Below are 12382 nucleotides of genomic sequence, written 5' to 3'. Positions count from 1 at the left end.
CTCTTGGTTTGTGAATAACGACCAAGAGAACCATTTATTTTAATATAGAAAATTTATTTCATTAAACCATCAACGTGTACATACCTACTGCGACGATTGCACCAACCATTGGTCCTGCAATCGGTACCCATGAATAACCCCAGTCAGAACCACCTTTATTAGCGATTGGTAAAATCGCATGAGCGATACGTGGACCTAGATCACGAGCTGGATTGATCGCATATCCTGTTGAACCACCTAGTGATAACCCGATAGCTAAAATCAATCCTCCAACAGCAAAGACATTTGTTCCACCCGCAAATTCTGTTTGGCCAAATGCCAATAGTCCTAAGACTAAAACGAACGTACCGATCAACTCTGTAATAAAGTTAGCAGGATAGTTGCGGATGGCTGGTCCAGTCGCAAAGGTTCCTAAGATTGCCCCTTGATCCTTTGTTGCTGACCAATGTGGCAAATAAGATAACCAAACAAGTACCGCACCGACGATTGCACCTAGTAATTGCGCGATGATGAATGGGAAAACCAAATTCCAACCGATTGCCCCTGTCATTGCCATCCCAAGTGTCACCGCAGGATTTAAATGAGCGGGTCCCATGAATCCTGAAATAAATACTGCCATCGTAACAGCCATTGCCCAACCAAATGCAATGACGATCCAACCGGAGGCTTGCGCTTTACTTTTGTTTAAATTCACTGCTGCACATACGCCGTCCCCTAAAAGGATCAAAATCATCGTTCCAATAAATTCCCCCATGATTTGGGTCATGTCTGCATTCATTTTATTTTTCTCCTTTCAGGTCACGTAAGTCTGACTCAGCGATCAGTTGCTCTAAATGTTGTGTTTCACGTTCTTTTTCTTCGTCTGTCCATTCAAAGTATGCAGCAATCGCATCAATGATCGGTTGTTTGATGGCATCTAACTGATCTCTTTCAAAAAGTAGATGGTTGGTACGGCGAATCAAATAGTCACCTGGAACTAAGACCATTTCGTTTTCTAATCCGTAACGCAGACGCGCAGATTCTGCCAAAGTCAATCCTGGATAAGGATTCATTTCTTTTGCTAATTCAAAGATGTGTTTCGCATTTGTTCCATAGAAATCTGCGATATATGCAGCATCTTTTTCATCAAGACCTGCTTCCACACCGATTTTTGTATATTCTTCGACCATTTCTTCTTGTTTCGTCGGATCAAAATCGCCGCCTGAGATCGAATAAGTCTTGGAATCAATCTCTTTTACAGTTACACCATACTCTTCTTGTAACAGTTGACGGATCAATTTCATCGCGCCTTCTGCCATTTTGCGATAATCGGTGATTTTACCACCAGATAAAGTAACTAGTCCATCTGGTTCACGTTCTAATGAACTACCGCGAGAAACAGTGGATGGTGCTTTTTCATCACGACTACTTTCTAAATGATTCAACACATCTTCGACTTCTACTCGTGATACCTTGCTTTCTTTGTAATCCGTCACCGTATCAACGACTTTACGGAAACTTTTATCAGAGATCGAACCGTTATCACCACCGTTGTAGTCAGAACCAGCATTGCCGATCAATAACGGACGTAATCCTGCCCAACTTGATTCGATATCAGCCAAAGTGATATTTGCTTCTGGATAACGATGATTGATCACGTCTAGTAAGTAATCCACATCTTCCTGTGTTACTTGAGGGTCTGTAAAATCGCCTTGGTAATCGGTATCTGTTGTCCCAAAATACGTTTTGTTTTCACGAGGAATCGCAAAGACCATCCGACCATCTTGTTTTCCTGTATCGAAATAAGTAGGCTGTGGCACAGGCAGTTTCTTCGCGTCTACTACTAAATGGACGCCTTTTGTCGGACGCATTTTTGGTGAGATCGCACGCTTGAAGTTCAGGTTACGGATCTTGTCCACCCATGGTCCACTTGTGTTGATCACTACTTTTGCTCGGATCTCAATGACTTCATCACTTAACAAATCACGCGCTTTGACTCCGATGATCTGGTCACCTTCATAGATAAAACCGGTAGCTTTCATTTTGCTGACCAGATATGCTCCGTCTTCTGCCGCTTTTTTGATATTATCGATCACTAAACGGGAATCATTATTCCGGAAATCCAAGTAAACACCGGCACCTGTTAAGCCATCTTTTTTAAGAAACGGCTCACGTTCAAGAACTTCTTCAGGTGTCAACGTATAGTTTTCATACTTCGTTCCAGTTACTTTTGCTAATTTATCATAAAGATCCATCGCTACTTTTACAGAAAACATATTGAATGTCGTTGCGCCTTCTCCTTCATAAATCGGCAACAACATCGGATCTGGTTTAGGGATATGCGGTGCCACTTGTTGTACCACTGCACGTTCGCCTACTGTATCTGCGACCACTTCAACGTCAAACGTTTTTAGGTAACGAATCCCCCCATGAACTAACTTGGTTGAGCGTGAAGAAGTTCCTTCTGCAAAATCCTGCATTTCGATCAAACCGGTTTTAATACCTGAAGCAGCTGCTTGGATTGCTACACCTGCACCAGTGATTCCGCCCCCAATAATCAAAAGATCTAATTCTTCTTGTTTCATGTGGTCAATGTTATCTTGTCTTGTTTTTTTTGAAAACATCTTGTGTTCCCTCCCTTTACTCAAATGCTTGAGTTGCTTTCACTGCTTTTTTCCAACCAGTGTAAAGTTTTTCTCTACGCTCTTCTGGCATTTCCGCCTCGAAGATTTTACCAGCTTCATAAAACTCACGAATTTCATCCGTATCTTTCCAGTAACCAACGGCTAATCCTGCAAGAAAGGCAGCACCTAATGCAGTGGTCTCCAAGTTACCGGCACGTTGGATCGGTACATTCAAGATATCTGTTTGGAACTGCATCAAGTATTCATTATTGGCTGCACCTCCATCAACTTTTAACACAGGAATCTGGATGCCGGTATCATCTTGCATCGTATCGATGATATCTCGAACTTGGTAGGCAATGGATTGTAATGTCGCCTTGATGATATCCTCTTTCGTTGTTCCTCGAGTAAGACCAAACATAGAACCACGTGCTGCTTGATCCCAGTAAGGAGCGCCAAGTCCAACAAAAGCAGGTACAACGTAAACTTCGTCATCACTAGTTGAACGCTTCGCTGCATCTTCTGAATCACTCGCTTTTTGTAGCATTTGCAGACCGTCACGCAACCATTGGATGGAAGAACCGGCAACGAAGATACTCCCTTCTAGCGCATAGTAAACCTTTCCATTTATTCCGTAACCAATCGTCGTCAACAGATTGTTTTTAGATAATTGTGGTTTTTCACCTGTGTTCATCACAATAAATGAACCTGTACCATACGTATTTTTGACCATTCCTGGCTCAAAAGCCATTTGACCGAATAAGGCCGCTTGTTGGTCTCCTGCCATCCCAGAAATCGGTGCTTCACTACCATAGAAGTGGTACCCTTGTGTATAACCGTAAATCTCTGAATTTGAGGTTACTTTCGGTAACATCACTCGTGGAATATTCAGTAGATCTAAGATTTCTTGATCCCAATCCAATTCATGGATATTGAACAACATTGTACGACTCGCATTCGAGTAATCGGTTACATGTGCTTGCCCATCTGTCAATTTCCAAACAAGCCAAGAATCGATCGTTCCAAACATCAACTCGCCTTTTTCTGCTCGCTCTTGTGCACCTTCTACATGGTCTAAGATCCAGCGAATCTTAGTAGCAGAGAAATACGCATCAATGACTAAACCAGTTTTTTCATGGAAAAACTCTTGGTGTCCGTCTTCTTTTAATTTGTTAGCAATACCAGCTGATTGACGCGATTGCCAAACTACAGCATGATAAATCGGACGTCCTGTATCTTTTTCCCAAATCACTGTTGTTTCACGTTGATTCGTGATACCAATACCGGCGATTTGTGTTGGCTTGATACCAGATTCAATAAACGCACCTGCGATAACTGATTGTACGGAGTTCCAGATTTCATTCGCATCATGTTCTACCCAGCTTTCCCGGGGAAAATATTGTGTGAATTCCTTTTGCGAACTACCGATGTGTCTTCCTTTTTTATCAAAGATAATCGCTCGTGAGCTTGTTGTCCCTTGGTCAATCGCCATGATATACGTTGATTCTGTCATTATGATCTCCTCCATTTTTGCAAACGCTTTCTTTAACTACTTTTATGGTACACCTATTTAAGGAGTAGAAACTGCCAAAAAAATAGCAATTCACTTTTTTTTTGACAGTTTTTTAATTTTTGGCTTTTTTTTCTTGCTCGATTTTTTGCTTTAACCTTAAAATATCATAACTTGAAGCAAACTCCGATAGATAATAGTACTCTTGACCTTTTTTATCCTGATTGAAGGTGATCACAAAATCATAACTTTTTTCTGGTTGGACTTCTTCGATCACGATCCCGCTGATCCCCTTTAACTCTCGAATCAAGAACTGTTGGAAAGCAACCCGATAGATCGGTAATGATTGTAGATCAATGCCAATAACCACAGATTTTTCAATATAGAAATCGATCATCATCAAAATATTCGCGTATTGACTCATCAGATTATCCAAAACTTGATTGGTCAATTTTTTCATAGGAAGCTGTTCGACTGTCGTTTTTTTCAATCGTTCAAGTAATTGAGTCAACGAATCACCCAACATCCGTTGTTGTTGGATGAGTAAGTGTGGCGGATCATAGATGGTTAAATAGCCAGAAAAAAAGTATAACTCATTATTGATTTGTGCCAAGTGATACCCAATTGTTTTCTCTTCCTTGATTTTTAGACGCCTTGGTCGATAATGCCACAGCATGGTTTCTCGAATATACGTATCCAACACCGCTGTAGGTAACTTTTTGCTACGAGTCAACTCGTATTGATAAAATGTCTCTTCCTCCAGTACCGAGAAAGTAACGAGAAAACTATAAAACATCATCGACTCATACGCCGTAACATCAGCTGCTGTTCGACTAAGATATAAGGAAATCACCGGATGGATGGTCTGGTACAGTTGATCCTCTTGGTATATTTCTTTTTTCTCTTTTGTACTAGAAAACTTCATCTTATCTGACAGTAACCTTTTCCGTGTAATACCGATCCATGTCGCAATTTTTGTCGATGATTGTGGGGAAAAAGTTGTATTCAACACATGCGCCAATCCTACTATCAACGGACGCTTATCTGGAGTATCTTGTAAATACTGTGGTCTTTGTGACTCTGGGAAAAATTGAAATAAGGAATAATAAAAATAACGGATCTGGAGCTCTTCTCCTTGGATTTGTCCATTCTTTATCTGTAGAGAGAACTCTTTCAATAGCTGATTCAATTCTTTGGTTTTCCTAAAGACAGAGGATTCACTGATCGTAAAAGCTGTTGCCAAACGAACACTTGAAGCTTGTTGGTGTTCAAGAAGATACGTCAAGATCTGATATTTCACGCTTTGTTGTACCAAAAAAAGCATGATTTTTTCTAAACTCGTATGCTCATCTAATTCAAGGACGACTTGAAATTCATTTTTTCGGACAGAAATCTTTGTTTTCATCATACGACCGATCAATTCAAGGTCTTCGATATATTGGTCGAAGGCAGATTTTGATAATTTCACAGAGGAGCGCAACTCATTGATTGAAGCGGAACCACCTTCTAATACAAGCATTCGTAAAATCTCAATTTGGATTTGCTCTTTTTTTTCTAAAAATTCTTCAATCTTCATCGAAAGAATCAACCACCTTTACAAGAGCTGTTGGCGCTCGATACTCTGGTTGAAAGAAGAATTCGCGCGCTTCCAGGTCTGCGAGTGTCCATCCTTCCTCAACTGCTAAAGTCAGTCGGTCTAAAAGATAGAAAATAACTGCTTGGCTATGACATTGCGCGCCAATCAGTTTTCCTTCTTCCGTCAATAGCACTTTTATTTGGATCAACTCCTGATTCGCAGCAGAAGCTCTGGTGGTTAAATATTGTGTGTTGATTTCCCCAGCATAAAAGATACTTTCGCTTTCTGTTAAACCGACACTCCCAAAATAATGTCCGAACCAGTGATTACCGATTGGACGATACGTACCTAAATCCTTCTTTTGTTGCCCACTGATATTTTTACTGGCGATCTTCGCCGTTCGAATCGCATTGTTGACTAAAGACACGTACATCTTTTCTTGCGTTGGTCGATAGGTTACTTGGATGGCATCGCCAATAGCATAAATATTTTCCTGGGATGTTTGCAGGTAGTCATTTACCCAGATCGTCCCATCATCATTCAATCGCAAGGATTCTTCCCATAATTGATTATCTGGTCGGGTGTAATTTGCTAACAAGACTAAATCATACGTCTCACTTCTTTTTTCCGTGAAGATCTTTGTTTGTTCTGCTTCAATGATTTCTTGTACTTGTTCATTTAAGAAATATCGAATACCTCGATTGTTCAGCTCGCGATACAACGGCTTGATCATCTCTGGATCAAAATATCGGAATAAAACTGTCGATTGGCTTTCGTACAGATGAAGTTCTTTTCCCAGGTTCACTAATCCTTCGATGAGTTCCAAGCCAACTTGCCCTGCACCGACCACTGCGATTTTTTTTGCATTTCCAATACGTTGTTGGAATTGTTGCGAAGTTTTAGGATCTTTGATTGTCCAAATCGTGTCGTTTTCTTGTGTACTAAAACGGAAGCGTTGTTGTGAGCCTGTCGCAATCACAAGAAAATCGAAAGACAATATTTCCCCATCATTTAATTGGATTTGGTTTTTATCGCTGTTTAGCGCAGTCACTTCTGTTTCTACCCGTACTGCTATCTGATGTTCTTGAGTCAATTGCTCTTTAGTGATCCAATAATGATGGGCTTCTTCATGAAATTCCCCTTTTAAAATCAAATTGACACTATTCGGGATAAAACCTATCCGCGCTTGCTTCTCAATAATGATTATCTCACTTTCTGGACAGTCGTTGCGCAAAGAAATAGCTGTCTGAATGCCCGCAAATGAGCCACCGACGATTACGATCCTCATATGTTATTCTCCTCTTTTTCATCTGTTATCCTTAGAGTATCATTTCTTAGAAAACGTTTCAATCAGTAAAGGGTATCGTGGTGGACGCTCGCTGGAAATAAGCAGATAATCCCTTTCACTAAGCCACGCTATTGAACTAGAAGAACGAAAAAAATTAGTTGAAACATCGAAGATAAAAACACAAGGAGCACTCGAAATTTGTTGGTTTTCGAATGTCCCTTGTGTTTTTGTGCGTATACACTGCCTGACTTATGCCACGCTTTCTGATCTTAGCTTTAAACTTTATAGCCAATGCCCCAAACCGTTTTAATATAGGAAGACTGCTTGTGCGTGTCATGCATTTTTTCTCTTAAATTTCGAATGTGGACCATGATGGTATTATTGGAGGAAGTATAATATTTTTCGCCCCAAATTTCATGAAACATTTCTTCAGAGCTGATGACTTGTCCCTGGCGTTCCATCAATAATTTTAAGATGGAAAATTCGATTGGTGTCAGAAAAAGCTCCTCTTCCTGTAAAAAACATTTTCGTTTATCAACATCTAATACCAAATCTTTAACGATCAATTTGTGTTTATCAAATCCATTGTACTGAGTGGATCGCCGAATCTGGGCCTTCACTCGGGCAATTACTTCTAAAGGGCGAAAGGGCTTCGTAATATAATCGTCTGCGCCAATCGTCAATCCTGTGATCTTATCGATTTCCTCGGTTTTTGCGGTCAACATGATGATCGGATATTTATGATTTTTTCGGATTTCTTTACAAAGTTCGAACCCAGAGATGTCCGGTAGCATCACGTCAAGAATTGCCAGTGAAAATGTATTTTGTTCAATTTGTGTTTGAGCAGATTTCCCATCAGAGCAAGTCGTTACTAAAAAATTCTCGTTCTGCAAATAAAAGAGAATTAGGTCTGAAATTTCTTTTTCATCTTCAACTAAAAGTATTTTTTCCAATCGTATCGACCGTCCTTTTCAACTTAGTTGCTTTCTGATACCTTCATTTTTGTATTACCCAAAGGCAAAGTAACAAACATCTGGATTTCATTATTTTTGCTGGCAGCTTGAATGGTTCCTTGATGAGCCAGAATGATTTCTTTGGCGATCGCTAGACCTAGTCCCGCACCGCCGGTTTTTGTTGAACGGGCTTGATCAAGGCGATAAAACTTTTCAAATAATGCTTCCAGCTGCTCTTGTTCGATGAGCTCACTTTGATTGGCAAGAATAAAGGTTGCTTGATGCTCAGAAACCGATAGTTCCATTGTGATCATTGTATGTTCAGGTGCGTAGGCGATCGCATTTTTCAATAGATTATTCAATACTCTGGCTAACTGTTCACTATCAGCTTCAATTTTCAAGCTTTCCGGTCCGATATAACGAACCTCTTGTCCTTTTTCTTTCAACAACGGGTAAAATTCTTCCTGGATTTGTTTTAATAAGAACACAAAATCAAGTTCTCGTTTAAACAATTGGATATCTTGAAGATTGAATCGAGTAATATCGAAAAATTCATTCATCAGTGTTTCCAACCGTTCAGACTTTTCAAGAGCGATAGTCAGAGACTGAGCCATTTGTTCGTTCGTTAAGTTCTTTGTATCCAATAATAAGTTGAGGTAGCCGATCACGGAGGCTAAAGGTGTCTTCAAGTCGTGAGCCAAATAAGTGATCAAGTCCTTTGTTCGTTGGGTTTCTTCCTTTAGGAGGGTTTCATTTCGGTTCATCGTATTTTTTATTTTTAACAATTCATTATCGATTGGCATACTTCTAGTCGAAGCTTCCGTAGACCCAGAGAAAAAAGGCTGAATGCCTTCAGCGATTTGTGTAATCTTTTTTCTTGAGTAGTAGCGATAGATAAAATAGTTGATTAAGAAAACGATAAAAATAAGAAAGAGAGAGAATGCTAATAGGAGTTGCTTGATCATCGTCCAATCAACAAAATTTCCAATAATCGTCCCCCCTTCCCCGTCACTCGTTCCAACAACTTCTTGCATGACAAATTTTGAAAAAAAATCGTCGATGACCATGTGAATGATTCTTGTCTCCTTTATTAGCCAAACGATTCCTAATAATAAGCAGATGCCTAAAAAGGAAAAAACAAAGCGAGGATGTTTAATATGCATGAAAAGTTCCTTTCAAATAAATAGTCTTCATTCATTCTTGATTATAACAAAGCGAGGATACAACGAATAGAGAATATCTCTTAAGAAATCTTCAGAATATATTAAGAGAATCATTCAAAACGTTTGTAGGTGAAGTGCTTAAATAAAGGTAGTCATCCAATTAACCAATGAGGAAGGTGAGAGGTTTGAGAAAACATAAAAAAAATTTTAAAAAAGCCATCATGGTCACTGGTGCTCTACTGGTTATCGGCAGTACAGCTGGGGCAAGTGCTTTAAGGCTTGATCGCCGAGAAGCCCCAGCTATCACGCGTGTATCTTTACAAGATCTGCAACCTAGAAATGACTTTCACTTGGTGGGGGTCATTGAACCGGCGAGAACCATTGAAGTGAAGGTAGATAGCGGGCGAGGCTCAGTCGTCGAAAAAAAGGTTGCGACGGGAGATCAAGTGAAAGCCGGACAAGCGCTGTTTGTCTATTCTAACCCTGAAGGATCTTTAGCTATTAAGGAAGCAGAGCAAACCACTGCAAACCGTAGGAGTGCAGTAGAACAAGCCCAGCGACAAACAAACCAGAAATGGGAACAATACAACAAGGTAACTACTCAATTGGAAGAGACCAAACAAAAAATAACTACCGCAAAGGATGAAGATAAAGAAGCGCTAGAAGACCGCAAAAATGAATTAGAAATGCAACAAAGTCAACTATTGATGGAAGCTCAAAATTCAGAGAATAGTATAGGCGATGCAACCTTAGAACTAGAACGAGCAGAATTGGAGTTGAACTCCGTCAAAGAACAACATGGTTCAGATGTCGTGGAGGCTGGTATTGACGGAATCGTCAAAGATATTGATGAACGACAAATGAATATGAATGCGAGTGAAGCAGCCCCAGAGTCCCCTTTCATGACTATCGTCGACACAAGCCGGCTGTTTTTAAAAGGGACCGTAGATGAATTCCGTCGCAGTCAGCTGGAACCGGGACAAAAAGTTCAACTAAAGGATCGTAATGGCGGTAGTCAGCAATGGACTGGACAGATCACACGAGTTGGTGATATGAAAGAACCTTCAGTAGTTGTGGAAGAACAAGGTGCAAACCCAAATTTATCTCAATTCAGCTTTGAAGTTGCTTTGGATAAAAGTGAAACCCCACCAAGCATTGGTACTCATTGTTTCGTGGAACTGATCGAAGAAAACCAAACAGAAATCAAGCTGCCAAAATCATTCGTTTTCTATGAAGAAGACAAGCCTTTCATTTATGTTGTTGAAAATCATAAAATCAGCAAAAAACAAGTAGAGTTGTTCGAAGATGAAATGGATGAAGCAATATATTTGCTAGAAAGTGAGCTAGACTTGGACAGCGAGCTTGTCTTTCCCACAAATGATGTCAAAGTAGGAATGGATGTGAGAACAAATGATCCAACTAATTGATGTCTGTAAAACGTTCCAACAAGGGCTTGGTGAAATCCATGTCTTGAATAAAATCAATCTAACAATTGACAATGGGGAGTTTGTTTCTATCATGGGACGATCAGGTTCGGGCAAATCAACCTTGATGAATATTATCGGCTGCTTAGATACACCGACAAAAGGAAGCTATCTAATTGATGGCAAGATAACCAGTCAAATGGACGAAGACGATCTTTCTGAGATTCGCAATCAAAAAATTGGTTTTGTTTTTCAAAATTTTGAACTATTGCCAAAATTGTCCGTTTTACAAAATGTTGCTTTACCACTTTTGTATGCCGGTGTCATGCAAGAGGAACGAACACGTCGTGCTATTCATGCCTTAGAAAGTGTCGGTTTGGCTGACCGAATCGATTTTAGGATCAATCAATTATCTGGTGGTCAAAAACAGCGGGTAGCCATTGCTCGGGCACTGGTTGGAGAGGCAAATGTGATTTTAGCTGATGAACCGACCGGCTCCTTAGACACAGCCAATAGTCATGAAATCATGTCCCTATTCGCAAATCTAAATGATATGGGAAAGACAGTTGTGTTGATTACACATGAACAAGAGGTTGCTGACTATGCCAAACGTCAAATTCTTTTAAAAGATGGTTTGATTGTTGAGGAGGTCAAAGAATGAAAGAAAATATTCGGTTAGCGATTCAATCGATTTACCAGCATCGCTTACGCTCCCTGTTGACGATGTTAGGAATCATTGTTGGGATTGCTTCAATCATTTCCATTGTGAGTATTATCAATGGAAATACTGAAAATATGAAAAAGCAGATGATTGGCGGTTCTACTAATTCGATGCGTATCGAATATGACGCCAGAAGTGCCTTTCTTGCCGGAGAAAATGGTAGAAATGATCGGCTACCTGACTATTCTCCTCAGATATCAGATGGTGAACTCCAAAAATTACTGACTATCGATCATGCCAAGAATGTCAGCTTATTCTATGAAGCTAATTTGCCGGTCTTTCAAAGAGAGAGACAGACCGATGCCGTAGTATTAGGAATGGATGGAAGTTTCTTTGAAATCATGCCTCATAAGATTCTTAAAGGTAGAGCAATGACTGAAACCGAATTACAATCACAAAAACAAGTCGCTCTGATCACAGCTGACTTGGCAGAGATTTTTTTTCAGTATCGCAACCCTTTAAATCAACTGATTGAGATTAATGGAACACCTTTTCGAATCATCGGTATCGCAGAGTCTGAAACGGATCAACTTTCAGGGAAATATGTTTTCATTCCTAGAAATAGCCAACGTCTAGTTGAAGGGAAACTTAATCAAAAGCCAACGGTATTGTTTCAGGCTACGAATGCAGAAGTGTTAGAATCAGCTGTCGTTCAGGCTAGCCATGAACTGACAAAAAGCATCCCACCATCAGATTTTGTTTTTTCCATTCGAAATTATGATGAGGTAAAGAAGATGACTGATGATATCAATCGTTCAAATATGATTTTATTGGGCGGAATTGCCAGTATTTCCTTGTTAGTCGGTGGGATTGGAGTCATGAATACGATGCTGGTCAGCGTGACAGAGCGAACTAGAGAGATTGGCTTAAAGAAGGCATTAGGCGCCAAACGAAAAGTGATTTTGCAACAATTCCTGACAGAAGCAATCGTCTTATCAGTAATTGGTGGATTGATTGGTATTATTTTAGGCACGATCATCAGTCTGGTCGCCCTGAATCTGCTAGAGTATCCACTGACGATATCTCTGCTTTCTATTTTGATCAGTGTTACTTTTTCGATGCTGATCGGTACTATTTTTGGTTATTTACCCGCCTATAAAGCGTCGAAATTAAAACCAATCGAAGCATTACGATATGAATAAAC

10 protein-coding genes are annotated in these 12382 nt (G+C 40.0%); 3 read left to right on the top strand and 7 right to left on the bottom strand.

All coding sequences use genetic code 11. The features are described from left to right. Positions 1–61: 61 nt before the first annotated feature. The 7 genes from ACH0AK_RS02185 to ACH0AK_RS02155 form a co-directional block, all read right to left on the bottom strand. The gene (locus ACH0AK_RS02185; protein ID WP_010736418.1) at positions 62–778 is read right to left on the bottom strand and encodes an MIP/aquaporin family protein; all 717 of its coding nucleotides are present in this window, start codon (positions 776–778) and stop codon (positions 62–64) included. Position 779: 1 nt separating this feature from the next. Continuing rightward, positions 780–2603 carry a type 1 glycerol-3-phosphate oxidase gene (gene glpO, locus ACH0AK_RS02180; protein ID WP_010736419.1) on the bottom strand — a complete coding sequence of 608 codons (1824 nt, stop codon included), beginning with the start codon at positions 2601–2603 and terminating at the stop codon, positions 780–782. A gap of 16 nt (positions 2604–2619) precedes the next feature. Continuing rightward, on the bottom strand, positions 2620–4116 hold the full coding sequence (glpK, locus tag ACH0AK_RS02175; RefSeq protein WP_023519042.1) for a glycerol kinase GlpK: 1497 nt from the start codon (positions 4114–4116) through the stop codon (positions 2620–2622). Between the two features lie 112 nt (positions 4117–4228). Next, positions 4229–5689 carry a helix-turn-helix domain-containing protein gene (locus ACH0AK_RS02170; protein WP_062805749.1) on the bottom strand — a complete coding sequence of 487 codons (1461 nt, stop codon included), beginning with the start codon at positions 5687–5689 and terminating at the stop codon, positions 4229–4231. Next, positions 5679–6977 (bottom strand): NAD(P)/FAD-dependent oxidoreductase, encoded by a 1299-nt coding sequence (locus tag ACH0AK_RS02165; RefSeq protein ID WP_137071969.1) that lies wholly within the window; start codon positions 6975–6977, stop codon positions 5679–5681. Before ACH0AK_RS02165 ends, ACH0AK_RS02170 begins: the two co-directional genes overlap by 11 nt. A gap of 275 nt (positions 6978–7252) precedes the next feature. Next, complete coding sequence (locus tag ACH0AK_RS02160; protein WP_347082017.1) at positions 7253–7930, bottom strand: response regulator transcription factor; 678 nt, start codon at positions 7928–7930, stop codon at positions 7253–7255. Between the two features lie 23 nt (positions 7931–7953). Next, positions 7954–9093, bottom strand: a complete 1140-nt coding sequence (locus ACH0AK_RS02155) for a sensor histidine kinase (RefSeq protein ID WP_023519039.1) — start codon at positions 9091–9093, stop codon at positions 7954–7956. A 176-nt stretch (positions 9094–9269) separates the two neighbouring features. Between ACH0AK_RS02155 and ACH0AK_RS02150 the strand changes: the two genes are divergently transcribed. Genes ACH0AK_RS02150 through ACH0AK_RS02140 form a run of 3 tightly spaced genes read left to right on the top strand, consistent with a single transcriptional unit; the run spans position 9270 to position 12380 of the window. Further along, positions 9270–10520, top strand: a complete 1251-nt coding sequence (locus ACH0AK_RS02150; protein ID WP_231867629.1) for an efflux RND transporter periplasmic adaptor subunit — start codon at positions 9270–9272, stop codon at positions 10518–10520. Continuing rightward, positions 10504–11178: an ABC transporter ATP-binding protein gene (locus ACH0AK_RS02145; RefSeq protein ID WP_010736426.1), complete on the top strand. Its 675-nt coding sequence runs from the start codon at positions 10504–10506 to the stop codon at positions 11176–11178. The genes ACH0AK_RS02150 and ACH0AK_RS02145 overlap by 17 nt, the downstream gene beginning before the upstream one ends. Next, complete coding sequence (locus ACH0AK_RS02140; RefSeq protein WP_137071965.1) at positions 11175–12380, top strand: ABC transporter permease; 1206 nt, start codon at positions 11175–11177, stop codon at positions 12378–12380. Before ACH0AK_RS02145 ends, ACH0AK_RS02140 begins: the two co-directional genes overlap by 4 nt. Positions 12381–12382 lie beyond the last annotated feature (2 nt).

Source organism: Enterococcus pernyi (assembly GCF_045371165.1).
GTDB classification, from domain to species: domain Bacteria; phylum Bacillota; class Bacilli; order Lactobacillales; family Enterococcaceae; genus Enterococcus_B; species Enterococcus_B pernyi.
Note: the sequence above shows the minus strand (reverse complement) of the source record. Positions and strands in the feature narration are given on the sequence as shown.